General features: G+C 62.8%; 14 protein-coding genes. 3 read left to right on the top strand and 11 right to left on the bottom strand.

What is annotated here, in order from left to right; all coding sequences use genetic code 11:
- Window positions 1–137 precede the first annotated feature (137 nt).
- From tpiA to uvrA, 10 genes are all read right to left on the bottom strand, one after another.
- Window positions 138–953, bottom strand: coding sequence for a triose-phosphate isomerase (gene tpiA / locus ACTSLZ_RS08005; RefSeq protein ID WP_397554716.1), 816 nt, complete (start codon window positions 951–953; stop codon window positions 138–140).
- 131 nt (window positions 954–1,084) lie between these two features.
- Window positions 1,085–2,308: a phosphoglycerate kinase gene (locus ACTSLZ_RS08000; RefSeq protein ID WP_443094666.1), complete on the bottom strand. Its 1,224-nt coding sequence runs from the start codon at window positions 2,306–2,308 to the stop codon at window positions 1,085–1,087.
- A gap of 49 nt (window positions 2,309–2,357) precedes the next feature.
- Window positions 2,358–3,362, bottom strand: coding sequence for a type I glyceraldehyde-3-phosphate dehydrogenase (gap, locus tag ACTSLZ_RS07995; RefSeq protein WP_443094665.1), 1,005 nt, complete (start codon window positions 3,360–3,362; stop codon window positions 2,358–2,360).
- 384 nt (window positions 3,363–3,746) lie between these two features.
- The gene (gene whiA, locus ACTSLZ_RS07990) at window positions 3,747–4,721 is read right to left on the bottom strand and encodes a DNA-binding protein WhiA (RefSeq protein ID WP_443094664.1); all 975 of its coding nucleotides are present in this window, start codon (window positions 4,719–4,721) and stop codon (window positions 3,747–3,749) included.
- A gap of 72 nt (window positions 4,722–4,793) precedes the next feature.
- Window positions 4,794–5,819 carry a gluconeogenesis factor YvcK family protein gene (locus ACTSLZ_RS07985; protein ID WP_129314336.1) on the bottom strand — a complete coding sequence of 342 codons (1,026 nt, stop codon included), beginning with the start codon at window positions 5,817–5,819 and terminating at the stop codon, window positions 4,794–4,796.
- Window positions 5,820–5,827: 8 nt separating this feature from the next.
- Window positions 5,828–6,745: an RNase adapter RapZ gene (gene rapZ / locus ACTSLZ_RS07980; RefSeq protein WP_397554720.1), complete on the bottom strand. Its 918-nt coding sequence runs from the start codon at window positions 6,743–6,745 to the stop codon at window positions 5,828–5,830.
- Between the two features lie 89 nt (window positions 6,746–6,834).
- Complete coding sequence (uvrC, locus tag ACTSLZ_RS07975; protein WP_397554721.1) at window positions 6,835–8,817, bottom strand: excinuclease ABC subunit UvrC; 1,983 nt, start codon at window positions 8,815–8,817, stop codon at window positions 6,835–6,837.
- A gap of 18 nt (window positions 8,818–8,835) precedes the next feature.
- Window positions 8,836–9,483 carry a lysophospholipid acyltransferase family protein gene (locus ACTSLZ_RS07970; protein ID WP_443096117.1) on the bottom strand — a complete coding sequence of 216 codons (648 nt, stop codon included), beginning with the start codon at window positions 9,481–9,483 and terminating at the stop codon, window positions 8,836–8,838.
- Window positions 9,484–9,616: 133 nt separating this feature from the next.
- Window positions 9,617–10,357, bottom strand: coding sequence for an HAD hydrolase-like protein (locus ACTSLZ_RS07965; RefSeq protein ID WP_443094663.1), 741 nt, complete (start codon window positions 10,355–10,357; stop codon window positions 9,617–9,619).
- Window positions 10,357–13,242 carry an excinuclease ABC subunit UvrA gene (gene uvrA / locus ACTSLZ_RS07960; RefSeq protein WP_443094662.1) on the bottom strand — a complete coding sequence of 962 codons (2,886 nt, stop codon included), beginning with the start codon at window positions 13,240–13,242 and terminating at the stop codon, window positions 10,357–10,359. The genes ACTSLZ_RS07965 and uvrA overlap by 1 nt, the downstream gene beginning before the upstream one ends.
- Window positions 13,243–13,423: 181 nt before the next feature.
- On the opposite strand from uvrA, the gene ACTSLZ_RS07955 reads away from it, so the two are divergent.
- Entirely contained in the window at window positions 13,424–14,089 is a 666-nt protein-coding gene (locus ACTSLZ_RS07955; protein WP_443094661.1) for an MBL fold metallo-hydrolase, read from the top strand.
- Between the two features lie 96 nt (window positions 14,090–14,185).
- On the opposite strand, the gene ACTSLZ_RS07950 is transcribed toward ACTSLZ_RS07955, so the two are convergent.
- Entirely contained in the window at window positions 14,186–15,886 is a 1,701-nt protein-coding gene (locus ACTSLZ_RS07950) for a formate--tetrahydrofolate ligase (RefSeq protein WP_443096116.1), read from the bottom strand.
- Window positions 15,887–15,996: 110 nt separating this feature from the next.
- On the opposite strand from ACTSLZ_RS07950, the gene ACTSLZ_RS07945 reads away from it, so the two are divergent.
- On the top strand, window positions 15,997–18,606 hold the full coding sequence (locus ACTSLZ_RS07945; RefSeq protein ID WP_443094660.1) for a DEAD/DEAH box helicase: 2,610 nt from the start codon (window positions 15,997–15,999) through the stop codon (window positions 18,604–18,606).
- Window positions 18,607–18,631: 25 nt separating this feature from the next.
- A complete protein-coding gene (locus ACTSLZ_RS07940; RefSeq protein WP_443094659.1) occupies window positions 18,632–20,044 on the top strand; it encodes an alpha/beta fold hydrolase in 1,413 nt (470 codons plus the stop codon).
- Window positions 20,045–20,136 lie beyond the last annotated feature (92 nt).

The raw sequence follows: 20,136 nt of genomic DNA, 5'->3' as shown, positions 1-20,136 counted from the left end.
CTCAGCCCGGCCTGCTCAGCAGACGCCGGGCTCTGTTCCTCCGACCCGACTATACGCCATGGGTCAAGACGGTGCCTCGTTGACTGGTGCATCCGGTGGACAGGGAACAGAGCACGCGGCTGTCCCCCGCCAACTGCCTATTCGGAGACCACGTGCTTCTCGAAGCGTGCGATGTTCGCGAATTCCTCGGCCTTGAGAGACGCACCCCCGACGAGGACGCCGTCGACATCCTTCTCAGCGAGAGTTGCCGCCGCGTTGGCCGCCTTGACCGAACCCCCGTAGAGGATCCTGACAGCGGATGCAGTCTCGGCGTCGTAGAGGTTTTCGAGCTCCGCCCGAATGGCAGCTGACATTTCCTGGGCGTCTTCCGGGCCCGCGACCTCGCCGGTACCGATGGCCCACACTGGTTCGTACGCCACGACCAGAGTTTTGGCGTTGGACGCTGACAGGCCCTTGAGCGAGCCGCGGAGCTGTTCGAGGGTGAACCCGACGTGGTTCCCGGCCTTGCGCTCCTCCAGTCCTTCCCCGACGCACAGAATGGGGGTCAGACCGTGCCGATATGCGGCATCAACCTTTTTGGAGCACAGCTCGTCGTCTTCCTGGTGGATGGTTCTGCGCTCGGAGTGGCCGACCAGAACGTAGGTGCACTCGAGCTTCTTCAGGAATGCGCCAGAGATGTCACCGGTGTATGCCCCCGAGTCCTGGTCCGACAGGTCCTGGGCGCCATACTCGAGCTTGAGCTTGTCCCCGTTGACCAAGGTCTGTACTGATCGCAGGTCGGTGGACGGCGGGAACACGGCCACCTCGACACGGTCGTAGTCGAAATTGGCGTCGTCGAGGGTCCACGCGAGCTTCTGCACCAGCGCGACGCCCTCCGCGTGGTCCATATTCATTTTCCAGTTGCCGGCGATCAGTGGGGTTCGATCGAAGGCTCCGTTGGTCTGAGTCGTCAAAATCTATGTCCTTTCGGTGAGCATCGTCGCTGATGTCTGGTGTGCGGGCGAAACTTCCGTCGGATCCGCACATCCTCCGACGCAAGACGGCGGGCCGACCACATCCGTGGTTCGAACCGCCGCGAAACCAATCACGCTCCGAGAACGTCCAGACCCGGCAGATCCTTGCCCTCGATATATTCGAGGGATGCTCCGCCACCGGTCGAGATGTGCCCGAATTGGTCGTCGTCGAATCCGAGGTTGCGCACGGCGGAGGCGGAGTCGCCACCGCCGACGACGGTCATGGCTTCCGTGTCGGCGAGAGCCTGGGCAACCGTCTTCGTACCCTGCGCGAAAGCTTCCATTTCGAAGACTCCGACGGGGCCGTTCCAGAAAACTGTCCGGGCTTCGGAAATGTATCGCGCGAAGGTCTTCTGCGTTTCCGGGCCGATGTCCAGTCCCAGGCCTTCCGCCCCGATCTTCCCGTCTTCGAGCGATTCCACGGGACGGACCTCGTGGTCTGCGTCCGCGGCGAACGCCGATGCCCAGACGACGTCCGTGGCGAGCACGAACTCCGTTCCTTCGGCTTTGCCTCGCTCCAGGTACTCCTTGACGGTGTCGATCTGGTCCTTCTCCAGCAACGACTTGCCGACGTTGTAGCCCTGGGCTGCGGTGAAGGTGTACCCCATGCCGCCGCCGATGAGCAATGCGTCAGCCTTGCCGATCAGGTTGTCGATCACCGCGAGTTTGTCGGAGACCTTCGATCCGCCCATCACGACCACGAAGGGACGCTCAGGGTTCTCGATGAGCTTGGACAGCACATCTACTTCGGTCTTGACCAGGTCTCCCATGAAGGCCGGAAGGCGGGTCGCAATGTCGTAGACCGAGGTGTGCTTGCGATGCACCGCGCCGAAGGCATCGTCGACGTAGGCCGCGTCGCCCCCGACCACGGCAACCAGTTCATCCGCGAACGCACCGCGTTCGGAATCGTCCTTACTGGTCTCCCTCGGGTCGTAGCGGACGTTCTCGAGAACGAGCACTTCGCCGTTCTGCTGCGAGGAGGCCTTCGCTTGCGCGTCGCTGCCGACGGTGTCCTCCGCGGTGGTCACCGGGAAGTCCGCCAATTCGGACAGCCTCGAAGCCACGGGCGCGAGGGAAAATTGCGGATCGACCTGGCCCTTGGGCCGGCCGAGGTGCGCCATCACGACGACCCTCGCCCCGGCGTCGGCCAGCTTCTTCAGGACCGGCAAGGACGCCTTGATGCGACCGTCATCTGTCACCGTTGTGCCGTCGAGAGGCACGTTCAGGTCCGAACGGACCAGAACGTGCCTGCCCTCGACACCATCGGCCAAAAGCTCGTCCAGAGCATGTGCCATGGTGTTTTTCTCCAAACCTCGTTGTAGGGAAAGCGAACCGTTCCCTATCTTAGAGCTCTGCAGCCAACTTGTTGACGAACTTCACGGTGCGGGAGGTGAAGCCCCACTCGTTGTCGTACCAGGCGAAGACCTTGACCTGGCCGTTGAGCACGGAGGTCAATTCGGCGTCGAAGACCGTGGAGATCTCTTCGCCGACGATGTCGGTCGAGACGATCGGGTCCTCGGTGTACTTGATGATGCCTTCGTAGTCGCCCTCGGCGGCTTCCTTGACGGCGGCGTTGATCTCTTCCGCGGTCACGTCCTTCTCGAGGGTCAGCGAGAGGTCGACGATCGAACCGGTGATGGTCGGCACGCGGAACGCCATGCCGTCCAGCTTGCCGGCAACCGGCTCGTAAACCTTGCCCACGGTGCGGGCGGCACCGGTCGAGGTCGGGATCATGTTGACCGCCGCGGCGCGTGCACGACGCAGGTCCTTGTGGGGAGCATCCTGCAGACGCTGGTCCGCGGTGTAGGAGTGGATCGTGGTCATCAGACCGGCCTTGATTCCGAATTTTTGGTCCAGGACCTTCGCCAGCGGTGCCAGGCAGTTGGTGGTGCAGGATGCGTTCGACACGACGTGGTGCGTGTCGTTGTCGTACGTGTCATCGTTCACGCCCATCACGAACGTACCGTCCAGGTTCGAACCCGGAGCCGAAATAACGACCTTCTTGGCGCCGGCGTCGAGGTGGGCCTTGGCCTTGGCGCCGTCCGTGAACAGACCGGTCGACTCGAGCACGATGTCGATGTCGAGGTCCTTCCAGGGAAGGTCAGCAGGGTTCTTCTCGGAGAGAACCTGAAGCTTCTTGCCGTCGACCAGGATGCTGCCGTCCTGAACCTCGACGTCCGCCTTCAGGGGCCCGAGGATCGAGTCGTACTTGAGGAGGTGAGCCAAAGTCTCGGGGCTGGTCAAGTCGTTGACCGCAACGATCTCGATGTTCTCGCCCTGCTCACGAACGGCCCGGAAGAAGTTGCGGCCGATTCGACCAAAACCATTGATACCAATACGTACAGTCACTTGAGATCAAACTCCTCAGTTTGAGTGCTTATCGTTGGGAGTGCTTTCCGGAGAAATGCACCCTGCCGAACGCGAGGCGTCGGATGGTTTGGGAATCGATGACGACACCGTCCGTTCGGTTCTGATCCCAGTTTAGGTGATTTTGTGTGTGTTTGGGTGTGTTTCTGCGGGATTTTTTGGGACGGAAGACCGTTTCCGCTCCTCGTACACCCCGTGCAGCCATGCGAAAACCCCGGGAAGACGGGGCTTCCCGGGGTTCTGCCTGTGGTTCTGTGGGATCGTGTGGCTAATTTGCGCTCAGAGCTGAAGTCACTCGACGGGTTGGTCCGCTCATGGACGCGCGAGGACATTCCGCATCGAAAAACAGCAATGACGTCGAGGTCCTCAGCGAGAGGCGCCCTGTGGTGCTGTGTCTGTCCCGGGGATGCCTTCGGCGGCGGCCTGTTTGTCCGCCATGGCCAGCAGACGGCGAATGCGGCCCGCGATGGCGTCCTTCGTCAGCGGCGGATCGGCCAACCGCCCCAGTTCGTCCAAGCTCGCGTGGCGATGGGCGAGGCGCAGCCGGCCGGCGTAGTGAAGGTGCTCGGGGACATCGTCACCGAGGATCTCCAGCGCGCGCTCGACCCTGGCGCCTGCGGCCACCGCAGCCTGTGCGGATCTCCGCAGGTTGGCGTCGTCGAAGTTGGCGAGCCGGTTCGCGGTGGCACGGACTTCCCGGTGTGTTCGACGGTCCTGCCACTGGGACAGGACACCGCTGGCCCCCATACGGCGCAGGAGTTGCCCGATCGTCTCGCCATCGCGAACGACCACCCGATCCGCGCCGCGGACCTCCCGGGCTTTGGCGAAAATGTCGAGGCGGCGTGCCGAACCCACGAGAGCGAGAGCCGCTTCCGGGCCGGGGCACGTGAACTCCATGGCGGAGGAACGGCCCGGTTCGGTGAGCGAACCATGGGCCATGAACGCGCCCCGCATCACCGCTTCGGATTCGGCGAGCGAACCGTTGACCACCGTGGGAGGAAGCCCTCGCACCGGACGACCGCGGGTATCGAGCAAGCCGGTCTGCCGCGCCAATGCCTCTCCCCCACGCTGGACCCTGAGCACGTAGTGGCCGCCGCGCTTGAGCGCACCGCCGGACACGGTGATGAGTTCACAATGATGGCCATAGAGCTCTTCGATGGCCGTCTGGACCCGCCGCGCGGTCTCGCGATGATCCAGTTCGGCCTCGATGACGATCTGGCCCGATACAAGGTGCAGGCCACCTGCAAAGCGGAGCACGGTTGCTACCTCGGCCCGGCGAGTCGAGGATTTGGGTACCTCGAGTTTCGCCAATTCGTCCTTTACGAGAGCCGTCAGGGCCATTCAGTATTCCTCCGGACTGATGGTATGTGGAGTACGGACCGGGCCTCGGGGGCCGCCGGTCCCTACGCGAGATTACACGCTCGGTGAGTCAGGTTCCACGCCGAAAGAGTTGTCGGGCACTCGCATGGCCTCTTGGTAGGCAGCCGCGAGCCTCAGAGGGTTGTGCAGATTCTCGCCCCGTCGGGTCCGCAGGTCGCTCCACACCATTTTGGCCTCGCGTCGGCGAACGGCCTCTTCGAAGGCCTGTTGCTCCTGGATGGACGTCGGGTCACCGATTACGGCCCCAATGCTCAGGTCGGGAGCGTACTTTTCCAATGCTTCCAGGTGCCCGATAGCACCGAGGCCCGCGGTTTCCTTCTCCTCGAGGCCCAAGTTCATGGACACGCAGATTTTTGCTTTGGTCTCGCACAGTGCCTCACGACTCTCCCGGAGCAAAAGATGAGGAACCACGGAGGTGAACCATGAGCCCGGGCCGAGAATGACCCAGTCCGCGTCCATGATGGCCCGTACGGATGCCTCGCACACGCGGGCATCGACCGGTTCCAGAACGAGGTTCTCGACCCTCTCGGCCTTGGCGAGTTTTGCCTGACCGATGAGTCGCTCGCGCGAGCCGTCCTCGGCCACGGCCTCGCCGGAGATGACGAGCGGGTCCAGTGCCATAGGAAGGACGCGCCCCCGCGCCTCGACCAGGCGGGAAGCCCATTCCAAACCGGCAACAGGGTCCCCCAGGAGTTGCCAGAGACTGACCAGAAGGAGATTGCCCATCGCGTGACCGTCGATTTCACGGGGTGCTTCGGGAAGAGCAGAGAACCGGTGCTGGATGGCCTCCCGCCACAGGTGACCCCATTCGGAATCATCACACAGCGCGGAAAGGGCCATCCTGAGATCGCCAGGGGGCAGAACGTTGAATTGGTCTCGCAGCCGACCCGAGGACCCGCCGTCGTCCGCCACCGTGACCACGGCGGTGATGTGCGGGGTCACGAGCCTCAGCGCGCTGAGAGACGCGTACAGTCCGTGTCCGCCGCCCAACGCCACAACTTTGGGTGAATGTCGTGATCCCGGAACCCGGTGGTCCAGCCGATGGGAAGAGTAAACCATGTCTGCCTCTATTCACGACCAAGGTCTCGATGCTGGAAGTTGACGGTGACGTTCTCCAACTGTCCGAGTCGCCTGGTGATCTCCTCGGTCACCGCCACGGACCTGTGTTTTCCGCCCGTGCAACCGACGGCGATGGTCGCATAGTGCTTGTTCTCTGTCCGGTATCCATCGATCACCGGCTTCAGGGATTCAACGTACAAGTCCACGAACTGATTGGCTCCGTCATTGCCGAGCACAAAGTCTCTGACCGGTGCGTCTTGGCCGGTGTGCGGCCGAAGTTCGGCGATCCAATGAGGGTTCGGGATGAATCGGACGTCCGCGACGAAGTTTGCATCAGCCGGGACGCCATACTTGAACCCGAAACTCATGACCGTGATGTTCACGATCGAAGGACCGTCCACCGAGTACGTCTGGGAAATGACCGTGGAGAGTTCGTGCACGTTGTACTTCGTGGTATCCAGGACGACGTCGGCCCGCTCCTTGAGATCCGCCAGAAGATCTCTCTCCGCGCGGATGCCGTCCAGGATGCGACCGTTCCCTTGGAGCGGGTGCGGACGCCGTTGGGCCTCGTAGCGGGCAATGATCGTCTCGTCCGTCGCATCCAGGAACAACATCGTGAACTCGACCGGGGCGTTCTGCAGTACGTCGAGCGCTTCCTTGAAGTCAGCAAACAGCGCTTTGCCACGGATATCGATGATCACGGCCAGTTTCGGCATCGACTGCGGGGCTCTGGCCACCAGGTCCACCAGTGGGCCCAACAAGTTCGGTGGAATGTTGTCCACGACGTACCAGCCCGCATCCTCAAGAGTATGCGCGGCGGTCGAGCGCCCTGCGCCGGAGATTCCGGTGATGACCAGCATTTCCGTCTGCTCGGGCTTCTCAGGCGTCAATCGTTCGGGGTCGATCGTTGGATTGTCTTGGCTCACAGGCTGGCTCCCGCTGGTGCAAAGTGTCGAGATGTCGGCGTGTCCGCCTCACCGAGGACAAGACTCGGCGATGCGTCCTGAACCCAAGCCTACTCGGATACGGGCCCGGAGTCCTCGGAGTGCTCGGCATCTGTGGACAAGTGCGCCCGGATCTTTTCGGCAAGCCGAGGACCGATCCCCTGGGCGCGTGTCAGGTCCTCCGCGGAGGCCTCGCGAATGGCCTTCAGAGAGCCGAATTCCTTCAGGAGCGCTTCCCTCTTGGCCTTTCCCAGTCCTTCGACGCCGTCGAGGGCAGAAGCGAGCATGGCCTTGCCCCGTTTCGATCGGTGGAACGTAATAGCGAATCGGTGGGCTTCGTCCCGAAGGCGCTGCAGCAGGAACAGTCCGTGGGATGAACGCGGCAAGATCACCGGAAAGTCGTCATCCGGGACCCAGATTTCCTCAAGCCGCTTGGCCAGGCCAACCACATGGACGTCGGTGACACCCAGGTCGTCGAGCGCCTGCTGGGCGGCAGCGACCTGCGGGGGCCCGCCGTCGACGACCACCAGGTTCGGTGGGTACGCGAATTTGGCAGGTTCCGTCGCCTCCGATTGGTCGACCTCTCCCGAAGCCTGGGGCGAGCTCTCCCGCTCCTGCTGCTCGGCCAGGTGACGTTTGAAGCGTCGGGTGATCACGTCGTACATGGACGCCGTGTCGTCCCGAGCCGCCTCACCGCGGATCGAGAACTTCCGGTAATCGGATTTGCGCGGCAGTCCGTCTTCGAAGACCACCATGGAAGCCACGACATTGGTCCCTTGGACGTGAGAGATGTCGTAGCACTCGATGCGCATCAGTGCGTCGGGGAGATCGAGAGCCTCCTGGAGCTCTTGGAGAGACGCGCTGCGCGTGGTCAGGTCACCGGCGCGCCTCGACTTGTGCAGACTCAATGCCTGCTTGGCGTTGTCCGCCACGGTTCCCATGAGCTGGACGCGCTCGCCGCGTTGAGGCACCGAGATGGTCACTTTGCTGCCACGAAGACCCGACAACCATTCCTGGAGCTGCTCGGCGTTCTCGGGCATGACTGGTACCAGGACGTTCCGCGGGATCTCGTTGAGGTTGAGCTCGGCGTCGACCGGTGCGCTGGCCATGGTCACCGCCGACTCACCGTAGACCTGCTGGAGCAGTTGCTCGACCATTTCGGGTGCAGAGAGGTCCTCGACCCGTTCGACGATCCACCCTCGTTGTCCACGAATGCGGCCGCCTCGGACGTGGAAGACTTGGGCGGCCGCTTCGAGCTCATCCTCGTGAAAGGCGAAGAGGTCCGCGTCGACGGAGTCCGAGAGTACGACGGCGTTGCGCTCGAATGCCTTGCGAAGGGCCGCAATGTCATCGCGCAGTCGGGCAGCGTGCTCGAACTCCATGTTCTCGGCGGCCGTCTCCATCGTGGAGGTGAGCTTCCGGATGTACTTCTCGGAATCCCCTGCCATGAACCGGCACAGTTGGTCCGCAAGGTCCTTGTGGTCCTCCTCGCTGATGCGACCGACGCACGGAGCCGAGCACTTGTCGATGTATCCGAGCAGGCAGGGTCTTCCCGCTTGCTCAGCGCGTTTGAAGACAGACCGGGTGCACGTTCTGACCGGGAACACCCTCAAGAGCGAATCGAGGGTCTCACGGATGGCCCACGCCTGCGAGAACGGGCCGAAGTATCGCGTCCCCTTTTTCTTGGCACCGCGTGTGACCTGTGCTCGCGGAAAGCGGTCCGCCATCGAGACCGCCATGTACGGGTACGATTTGTCGTCCCGGTACATGATGTTGAAACGCGGCGTGTATTGCTTGATCCACGTGTACTCGAGTTGGAGCGATTCCATTTCGGAACCAACGACTGTCCACTCCACGCTCGCCCCCGTATGGACCATGGCGTAGGTCTTCGGTGCGAGTTGCTGTGGTTTCTGGAAATAGGAGTTCAGGCGATTTCTGAGGTTCTTGGCCTTGCCGACATAGATGACCCGGCCGAATTCGTCTCGAAAGCGGTACACGCCCGGTTGGGTGGGAATCTCGCCCGATCCTGGCCTGTAGCTTGCCGGGTCCGCCATCTTCTCCTTCTCCTTCGTTCAGTCGTCGTTTCCCGCGTCCTTGTCCAACGACGGCGAGGTGTTGTATTCGTTCTTGCGGGGCTGGCCGGAAAGCTGCGCGATGCGGTCCATGATGGTTTCGGTGGTCTCGCGCCGCTGCTTCCCGGTTTGCTGGTCCCCCAGCTTGTCGAAGTAGAGCGGCTCGCCCACACGGACGGTGAAACGAACCGGTCGGATCATCCTGGACCCCGGGGGCTGGAGTCTGTCGGTGCCGATGAGGCCGATGGGAACGACCGGTGCGCCGGTCTTGTGAGCCAACCACGCGACCCCGATTCTTCCCCGGTAGAGGAAACCATCCCTCGACCGGGTGCCTTCGGGGTAGATCCCGAAGACTTGTCCGTCCTCCAATCGTTCCAGTCCCTTGTCCAGGGCCTTGAGGCGTCCGGTCTGGTCTGATCGATTCACCGGGATGATGTCGATGAGTTCGAACAGGGTCTTCATGGCGCGGCCCTTCAGGCCCGGCGAATTCACGTATTCCGCCTTCGCGAGAAAGGCCACTCGGCGCGGCATGAGCGCGGAAATGATCACGCTGTCCAGGAACGCCTTGTGGTTCGACGCGACGATCACCGGTCCGGACTCGGGAAAATGGTGGAGTCCTGTGACCCGGGCACGGAAACCAATTTTCATCAGGCCGGTGACGGTGGTTTGCGCCAAGTGGTACAGCTTCACGGGTTGCTCTCCTCACAAAGAATCGTCGAAAACACTGTACCCGTTCCCGGACCACGATCCCGCTCTGGAGAGACGGGTGAGGCCGAGGCCGTCACGCCGGACCGATGAGGTCCTCCAGCCCGGTCTGCCGCGCCATCACGGTACGCAGCCCCATGATGTCGTCGACGATGCTCACGGCTCCCGCGTCCGCGAGTTCGGTTCCCGAGGCGAACCCCCAGGACACTCCGATGCAGTCGATCCCGTGGGCCAGTGCGCCGGCGACGTCGTACTCCCGGTCACCGACCATCACGGTCCTCTCGGGATCGACGACGCCGAGACTGGGGTCCCTGACGGCTCGGTCCTCAATCAGGCGAAAAGCCCGGTCGATGACCCCGGCCTTGTCGGCGGGCAGATCCATGGTCTCCGGCTTGAGCTCGTCCCTCGAGCCCGAGACGACGTCGAAATACTCAACCAGCCCGAAGTCTCGCAGAAGAATTTCCGTGGTCGGAAGCGGCTTCTGGGTCGCCAGGCCGACGACAACGGGGAGTTCCGCGAGATCCCGCAACAAGTCCATGACCCCCGGGTACAACATCGAAGACTTCCGTGCCCGCTCCAGGTAGCCTCCGCGGTACGTGGCCAATATGTCCCGGTGGAATTCGGGCGGAATCTCCGTGTAGGCGGTCAAGGACTCGTCCGTGGACGGCCCCACGAACTTGCGGAGCGTGTCCGGCTCGGGGCGATCGAACCCGTGCGCCGCGATCGCATCGGATATCCCGTCCGTGATCGCACCAGCGGGGTCGAGCAACGTCCCGTCCAGATCGAACAGAACAGCCGAGGTACGAGATGTGCTCATCAGTCCTCCAGAATCTCGGAAAGAAAATACCCGGTATGGCTTCCGTCCACACGGGCGACCTGTTCGGGGGTGCCTTGGGCCACCACCTGGCCGCCCCCGCTGCCGCCTTCGGGTCCCATGTCCACGATCCAGTCGGCCGACTTGATGACGTCGAGGTTGTGCTCGATCGTCAGTACCGTGTTTCCTTTGTCGACCAGTCCCTGGAGCACGTTCAACAACTTGCTGATGTCCTCGAAGTGGAGGCCAGTGGTCGGCTCGTCCAGAACATAGATGGTCCGGCCGTTGGACCGCCGTTGGAGTTCCGTCGCCAACTTGACGCGCTGAGCTTCGCCACCCGACAGCGTCGGGGCGGGTTGGCCGAGGCGAATGTACCCCAGCCCGACGTCGACGAGGGTGTTGAGGTGCCGGGCAATGGGAGTGAACGCGGAGAAGAACTCGGCGGCTTCCTCGACCGGCATGTCCAGGACATCCGCGATGGTCTTGCCCTTGTACCGGATCTCGAGGGTTTCGCGGTTGTACCTGGCACCGTGGCAGACCTCGCAGGGCACGAAAACGTCCGGCAGAAAGTTCATCTCGATCTTCAAGGTGCCGTCCCCATGGCACGCTTCGCAGCGGCCACCCTTGACGTTGAAGGAGAATCGGCCCGGAAGGTAACCCCGAACTTTGGCCTCGTTGGTTTCTGCAAACAACTTGCGGATGTGGTCGAAGACCCCCGTGTACGTGGCTGCGTTCGATCGCGGCATGCGCCCGATGGGGCTCTGGTCCACGTGAACGATCTTGTCCAGATGGTCCAATCCCTCGACGCGCTGATGCCGCCCGGGCACCTGCTTGGCACCGTTCAGTTTGTTGGCCAGAGCGGTATAGAGAATGTCGTTGACCAGGGTTGACTTGCCCGAGCCGGACACACCGGTGATGGCGGTGAAGACGCCCAAGGGGAATTCGACGTCGATTCCCGTCAGGTTGTTCTCCTTGGCCCCGACCACCTTGACCGTGCGTTTCTTGTCGATCGGGCGACGGTTCGAGGGCAGAGAGATCTCGCGGCGTCGATCGAGGTAGGCACCCGTGAGCGACCGCTGATTCGACAAGAGATCCTCGTACGTGCCCGAGTGGACGATTTCGCCGCCGTGCTCGCCGGCACCCGGCCCGACGTCCACGATCCAGTCCGATTCCTTGATGGTGTCCTCATCGTGCTCGACCACGATGAGGGTGTTGCCCAGGTCCCGGAGTTTGCTCAGGGTTTCGATCAGGCGACGGTTGTCCCGCTGGTGGAGGCCGATCGAGGGCTCGTCGAGGACGTAGAGAACACCCACGAGTCCGGAACCGATCTGCGTCGCCAGTCGAATACGCTGCGCCTCGCCGCCGGACAACGTGGCTGCAGCACGCTCCAGGTTCAGGTAGTCGAGCCCGACGTCGAGCAGGAACTGCAGGCGCGCATTGATCTCTTTCAGAACCTGGTCGGCGATCTTCGTCTCGCGCTCCGACAGTTCCAGACCGGCCATGAACTTTTGGGTGTCCGTCATCGACATTGCCGTGACCTCGGCAATCGAGGCCCCACCGACGGTGACGGCGAGCATGGTCGGGTTCAGACGGGCCCCGTCACACGCGGGGCAGGCAACCTGACGCATGTACTGTTCATAGCGATCTTTCGCCCAATCGGACTCGGTCTCCTCATGCTTGCGCTTGATGTAGGCGTACACGCCTTCGAAGCCGGAGGTGTACCTGCGTTCGCGGCCGAACCGGTTGCGGTAGGACACCTCGACCTTGAAGTCTTTTCCGTTGAGGATCGCCTGACGGGCCTTTTTGCTCAGGTTCTTCCATGGGGTGTTGAGGTCGAAGTCCACTTCCTTTCCGAGACCCGCCAGAAGGCGCAGCCAGTACTCGGTCGTGGACTTGCCCTGTGACCAGGGAGCGATGGCCCCTTCACCCAAGGTCTTGTCCGGATCGGGAATGACCAGGTCTTCATCGACCTCCAGACGAGACCCGATGCCGTCGCATTCAGGGCAGGCGCCGAACGGACTGTTGAAGGAGAAGGCGCGCGGTTCGATCTCCGTGGTTTCGATCGGGTGCTCGTTGGGGCAGGCCAGGTTCTCGCTGAATGTGCGCTGGCCTGCGTCCGAATCGTCGTCGACGAAATCGACCACGACCCTTCCGTCCGCAAGTCCCAGCGCAGTCTCGATGGAGTCGGTCAGGCGCTGGTGGATCGAGTCCTTGATGACCAGACGATCGACCACCACGGAAATGGAATGTTTGTACTGCTTCTTGAGCTTGGGCGCCTCCGCAAGCTGGATCTGCTCACCGTCAACCACTGCACGGGAATAGCCCTGCTGGGTCAGTGAGGCGAACAGATCGGCGAACTCTCCCTTTCTGGAACGCACCATAGGCGCCAGAACCTGCAATCGAGTCCGCTCGGGAGAGGACATGAGCTGGTCGACGATGGCCTGAGGAGTCTGCTTCTCGATCGGCTCCCCACAGATGGGACAGTGGGGGTGCCCGATCCGCGCCCACAACAGACGCATGTAATCGTAGATTTCGGTGATAGTGCCGACCGTGGACCGCGGATTCTTCGACGTGGACTTCTGATCGATCGACACCGCCGGCGAGAGGCCCTCGATGAAGTCCACATCCGGTTTGTCGACCTGGCCCAGGAACATGCGCGCATACGCGGACAGCGATTCGACGTACCGACGTTGCCCCTCGGCGAAGATCGTGTCGAAGGCCAGAGAGGACTTTCCCGATCCGGAGAGCCCGGTGAACACGATCATCGCATTGCGCGGAATATCCAGGTCCACATTCCTGAGATTGTTTTCCCGTGCGCCCTTGACCAGAATCCTGGTGAGGTCCTGCGGCATACCGGGTTCGTGTCCCTCAACGTGCTGAATGGTCATGACCTGCCTGTCTGCGTGGTTGCTCCGGACCGGGAGGTCGTGCGACTGGCGCGAACACTCCCCATTCGAAGATTTATTCTAACGAATCTGCGGCTCGCGGTGGAGAAATCGGCCCAGGGTGAACGTCTCTCGCGCGCGGGTTGCGCGCGAGCGGGTCGGAAGACCTACACTCGGAGGCATGATGGCAATCGCTACCGAAAAGATCGACCTGGGTAAGGTCACCATCCGTTATATCAGCGTCTCCGACATGGACAATAACGTCTACCTGGTGACGTGCAAGCAGACCGGCACCCAGCTGTTGATCGATGCGGCGGACGACCCCGATTCGATTTCACGACTCGTGGCCGCGGGTGCCCACGATGTCGACGCCCAGTGCGCCTGCTGCGGAAACGTTCAGCTGATCGTGACGACCCACTCTCATTGGGACCATGTGCGAGCGCTGCCCGAGATCAAGTCCCGTTCGGAGGCGCTCACCGCGTGCGGCGATGCCGATGAGTCCGACATCGACGTACCCATGGACATCACCTTCGAGGACGGCGACACGGCCGATTTGGAAGGCTTCTCCTTGGACGTGATCGGCCTGGCCGGTCACACGCCCGGATCCATTGCGCTGGCTTATACCCCGGAGGAGGGCCCGACCTACATTTTCACGGGCGATTCTCTGTTCCCGGGTGGCGTGGGCAAGACCGGTTCCCCGGAAGCCTTCGAGTCCCTCCTGCACGATGTGACCACGAAAATCTTTGACGTCTACGACGACGACACCGTCATCCTTCCCGGCCACGGCAAGTCCACCACTCTGGGCGCCGAGCGGCCCCATCTGGATGAGTGGGCCCAGCGAGGCTGGTAGAAGCTGCGCCCTGCCAGAGGCTCCTCTGCCCCGGAACGCCGGTCTCCCGGTTTTCCGGGGCAGATTTGTTTCACGCGTCCGGCCCCGGCGGTGGGGTCAGAAAAGACCCTGGATATTCCCTGATTCGTCGAACCCTATCCGTTCGGCGGCGGGATGGCGGGACAGCCCGGGCATGGTCCTGATCGTTCCGCAGAGGGCGTACACGTATCCGGCTCCGGCCGCGAGCCGGACCTCGCGCACCGGAAGCCGCCACCCTGTCGGGGCCCCTTTCAGCCCGGGGTCCGAGGACAGTGAAAGATGCGTCTTGGCGATCACGACCGGCAACCGTCCGAACCCCAGCCGTTCGTAGCGTTCGAGTTGCTGTGCGGCCGCTGGGCTGAGATCCACTCCGTCCGCGCCATACACCTCGGTCGCGACCTTCTCGATCTTGGTGGTCAGAGGATCGTTGAGGCCATAGGTGAACGTGAGACGCCCTGGCTCGTCACAGGCTCGCACGACGGCGTCGGCCAGGTCGGTCGCGCCGGCCCCTCCTTGTGAGACTCCCCTGTGCACCGCGACTTCGACTCCTTCTTCTGCGGCGATCGTTCGGATTGCCTCGTGCTCGGATTCGTGGTCCGTCGGGAATGCGTTGATGGCCACGACGGGAGATACGCCGAAGGACCGGACGATGTCGATGTGCTTGCGAAGATTGGCCGCGCCTGCATCGACGTCCTCGGGGCTTTCGGAGAGCATTCCCTCGGGCAGTGGCTGTCCCGGGACGATGCGGTATCTGCCGGAGTGCGATTTGAGGGCGCGGACGGTGACCACGAGAACGGCGGCGTCCGGCCGCAGCCCACTGGTACGGCATTTGACGTTGAAGAAGCGTTCGGCTCCCATATCCGCACCGAAACTGGCTTCGGTGATGACGTAATCGGCGTGTTCCAGACCGACGTAGTCGGCGACGACCGACGAGTTGCCCGTCGCGATGTTTCCGAACGGGCCGGCGTGGATCAGCGCGGGCGTGTGTTCGAGGGTCTGCATCAGGTTGGGTTTGATCGCGTCGGCCAGAATGACTGACATCGCGCCGTCGGCCTTGAGGTCGCGGGCCGTGACGGGTTCTCCGCTCCTCGTCAGGCCGACGACGATGCGGGCCAGGCGCTCGTGCAAATCGTTCAGGCTCGTGGCCAGGGAGAGGATCACCATGACTTCGCTGGCCGAGGTGATGTCGAAGCCGGTTTGCCTGGTGACCCCGTCGGTGCGTTCCCCGAGTCCGACGACGATGTTGCGCAGTGATCTGTCGTTGACATCGAGCACTCGGCGCCACGTGATGGAGCGCTCGTCGATGTCCAGCTCATTGCCGAAATGAAGGTGGTTGTCCAGGATTGCGGCCAGCATGTTGTGGGCCGCGGTGACCGCGTGGAAGTCTCCGGTCAAGTGCAGGTTCAGCTTCTCCATCGGAACGACTTGGGAATAGCCTCCCCCGGCGGCTCCGCCCTTGATGCCGAACGTGGGGCCCATGGACGGCTGACGGAGCGCAAGCATGGCATTGCGTCCCCTGGCCGCCATCCCCTGGGCCAGAGACACGCTCGTTGCCGTTTTGCCCTCCCCGAGGGGCGTGGGGGTCACCGCGGTAACGACCACATATTTGCTGCCCGTTGCTGTTCCGCCGGAGGTCGCCTCCAACTCGATCTTGGCCACGTGCTTGCCGTAGGGCTCAAGCCTCTCCTCCGGTATTCCGGCGCGCGCAGCGACCGCCGCGATGGGCTCCAGCTTCGCGTCCTGGGCGATCTCGAGGTCCGAGGGGAAAGGCAGGTTCATGATTGACTCCTGTGTTCCGGGAACAGCCGTATTCATTATGTCCCGGCGCTCTTCCCGAACGGCGAATCCGGGGACCGGCATGTCATGGTCCGCGGGTACGATGGTCAACGATGAAACTTCTCGAAGCCCTGGACCCCAAATTCGCGGAATCGGATCACCACTACTTCCGTGGGGACTACGCTTCCAATCCCCTCAACCAGGAGGAGATCTACGACGGCTTCACCGACTGGATCTCATCACGGGACATGGAGCTGTATCCTGCGCAGGACGAAGCCGTTCTGGGCATAGCCTCCGGGGCGAACGTCATCCTGGCCACCCCCACAGGTTCCGGCAAATCGACGGTCGCGGTGGCCGCTCACTTCGCCGGACTCGCCCAGGGTCAGCGTTCCTATTACACGGCACCAATCAAGGCGCTGGTTTCGGAGAAATTCTTCGACCTCTGCGCGATCTTCGGGGCGGAGAACGTCGGAATGGTCACCGGGGATTCCTCGGTCAATGCCCAGGCACCGATTGTCTGCTGCACCGCGGAGATCCTGGCCAATGTGGTCCTCCGGGAAGGCGAGGGTGCGGATGTGACCCAAGTGGTGATGGACGAATTCCATTTCTACTCCGACCCCCAGCGGGGATGGGCATGGCAGGTTCCGCTCCTCGAGTTGCCCCAGGCGCAGTTTCTCCTGATGAGCGCAACCCTGGGCGACGTCACTCGCTTCGAGCGCGAGCTGACCGAGCTGACCGGGCGGGAGACGGCCTACGTGACCAGTTCCGAGCGGCCGATCCCGCTGCACTACTACTACTCCGAGGAACCCGTCCACGAGGCCATCGAAGAACTCGTGAAAACCGGCCAAGCTCCCGTGTACGTGGTTCACTTCTCCCAGTTGCAGGCGATGGACCAGGCCCAATCGCTCATGAGCCTGAATCTCCTGACCAGAGATGAAAAGCAACAGGTCTCCGACGCGATCGCGGGTTTCCGCTTCTCCTCGGGCTTCGGCAAGGTGCTGAACAAGATGGTCAGGCACGGCGTCGGCGTCCATCACGCCGGGATGCTTCCCAAATACCGTCGACTCGTCGAGCAGCTGGCCCAGACCGGGCTGCTCAAGGTCATCTGCGGAACCGATACTCTCGGCGTCGGGATCAACGTACCGATTCGCACCGTCCTGATCACCGCGCTGTCCAAATTCGACGGCGAGCGCACCCGCCGGCTCAAGGCTCGCGAGTTCCATCAGGTTGCCGGGCGCGCCGGGCGGGCCGGGTACGACACGGCGGGGACCGTGGTCGTCCAGGCCCCGGAACACGACATCGAGAACGCCCGGATCGTACAAAAAGCCCAGCAGAAATTCGATGGGGACGAGAAGAAGGTCGCGCAGGCGACCCGCGGAAAGAAGAAGAAGCCGCCGCAGGGGTTCGTGGCGTGGTCGCGGAAGACTTTCGACCAGCTGGTTCAGGCCGTGCCCGAGCCGCTGACCTCGTCATTCACGGTGTCGCATTCGATGCTCCTGAACCTGCTGGAACGGCCGGGTGACCCCTTTGCGGCGGCCAAGAAGCTGTTGACCGAAAACCACGAGCCCAGGCCGCGCCAGCGCCAGTTGATGAGAAAGGCCCTGGGTATTTACCGGGAACTGCTGGCGGCGGGCGTCGTGGAGAAGCTGGACGAACCGGACGAGGACGGCCGGACTGTCCGACTGACGGTCCAGTTGCAGGAGAATTTTGCCCTGAACCAGCCGTTGTCGCCGTTCGCATTGGCGGCTTTGTCCTTGCTGGACATGGAAGACCCCGGTTATGCGCTGGACGCGGTATCGGTCATCGAGTCCACGCTGGAGAAACCCCGCCAGGTCCTGAATGCCCAAGAGAAGAAGGCCCGTGGCGAGGCCATCGCGACGATGAAGGCCGAGGGCCTCGACTACACGGAGCGGATGAACGCGGCGGATCAGATCACCTACCCGCAGCCATTGGCCGAAATGCTGGAGGACGCGTTCGAAACCTACCGTTCGGGTGCGCCGTGGATTGCGGAATTCGATCTGGCACCGAAATCGATCGTCCGTGACATGTACGAGCGGGCGATGGGATTCGGGGACTTCGTGCAGTACTACCAGTTGGCTCGGTCCGAAGGGATTCTGCTGAGGTATCTGTCCGATGCGTACCGGGCGCTTCGGCAGACGGTTCCGGTCTCGTCTCTGACCGAGGAACTGGAGGACCTCGTCGCGTGGCTCGGTGAGCTGATCCGGCAGACGGACAACTCGTTGATCGACGAGTGGGAGAAAATGACGGCCGGGGAGGACGCGGAACCGACCCAGGACTCTCTCGAGGAGTTGGTGGCGGAGCAGGCACCGAAGGTCACGGACAATGTGCGTGCCTTCACGATCATGGTCCGGAACGCGATGTTCAGGCGGGTCGAGCTCTTCGCGGAGGAGAAGGAGAAACTCCTCGGTGAGCTGGACGGAGAGCACGGCTGGGACGCCGACCGGTGGGCCGACGCACTGGACGAGTACTTCGACGAGTACGACGACATCTACACCGATGCCGATGCCCGGGCGCCACGCCACCTGACCATGGACAGGTCCGATCCCGAGGTTTGGAGGGTACGTCAGGCCTTTTCGGATCCTGCCGACAACTTCGACTACGGAATCACGGCGACCGTGGACCTGTTGTCCTCTGACGACGTCGGCGCCCCTGTGATTCGCGTCGATCACGTCGGTGCGCTGAAGGACGCCCCACGCCCCTGAGGGGCTGTGACCGTAGAATGGTCGCATGGCATTCCCCGGATCGACCCCAGTCCCCCACCGCGCCGGCCCGACCCATCGGATCGGTGAGCTGGAGCTGACCGAGCACCGGTTCCGGGTGCCGTTGGCCCACGCCTGGCCGTGGAGTCACGATGGGGAAGCCGCCCCGTCGGCGTCGGCTTCCGAAACCATCGAGATATTCGCCCGCGTGGTGACGCGGCACGACGCCGAGTCATGGGGCGAACCCGACGACCGGCCCTTTCTGGTGTATCTGCAAGGCGGACCGGGCATGCCGTCTCCCCGGCCCCTGACCGACTCCGGATGGGTCCGACACCTGGCCCGTGCCTACCGGGTGGTGTTGCCCGACCAACGGGGAACCGGCCTGTCCTCTCCCCTGTCCGCGAATGCGCTCGCGCGCCGGGGAGACGCAGCGGCGCAGGTGGCCTGGCTCGAACATTTCCGGGCTGACTCGATCGTCGCCGATGCGGAGTGCGTGCGGGCGACGCTGACGGCGGATGAGCCCGAGAAACGCTGGGCGAGCCTGGGCCAGAGCTTCGGCGGATTCATCACTCTCTCGTATTTGTCCTATGCGCCGGACTCCCTGCTGCATTCCTGGATGACCGCGGGCCTCGCGCCCATTCACAGCTCGCCGACCGATGTGTACCGGTCGACGTTCGACCGCGTGTCCGAGCGCAACCTCGAGTACTACGACTGGTACCCGGAGGACAGGTCGCGGGCGGTGGAGATTGCTGCATTTCTCCGAGACCACGAGGTCCGACTGTCCTCGGGCGAACGACTGACGCCCCACCGTTTCCAAATGCTGGGCAATCATCTGGGCGGAAACTCCAGGGTGCATGGTTTGCACTATCTGCTCGAGTCCGCCTTCGTGGAAGGCGGTGGCTTTCCGTCGGAACGTTTCCTGACCGACGTCGGCCGCGCCGTCTCCTTCGCGGGGCAACCGTTGTACGCGCTCATGCACGAAGCGATCTATTGCGATGGCCCCGGCGTCTCGAGTCAGTGGGCAGCGGACAGGATCCGCGCGACGCGGCCGGACTACTCGGAAGAGGCCGATCCGCTGCTCTTCACCGGCGAAATGATCCACCCGTGGTATTTCGAGGAAGACCCTGCCCTGACGCCCTTGGCCGACGCCGCCCGCCTGCTGGCCGCGAAGGACGACTGGGGAGATTTGTACGATCTGGACCGGTTGGCCCGCAACGAGGTTCCGGTCGCCGCGAGCGCCTATCGGCCGGACGTGTACGTGGATTTCGACCACGCGATGGAGACTGCTGCGAGCGTCCCGAATCTGCGGACGTGGACCTCGAATTCCATGCACCATGACGCTTTGGGACACAACACCGAGGAAGTCCTGGGCCGTTTGGGCGAAGTGTTGGTCGAATCCGGGGCTTTGTCGGAATCACCCGTATCTGTTCCTTCACGATGAGCTCATCCCCCAATTCTGACGTTTCTGCCGGCTGAATTTTGAAGCGCATTTTCCTCAGTAATCCCGCATTGGGCTTCTGACGGTTAGGCTGT

The organism is Rothia koreensis, assembly GCF_052232265.1.
Classification (GTDB): Bacteria; Actinomycetota; Actinomycetes; order Actinomycetales; family Micrococcaceae; genus Rothia; species Rothia koreensis.
The sequence above is the reverse complement of the archived record's forward strand: the minus strand, read 5'-3'. Positions and strand labels throughout refer to the sequence as shown.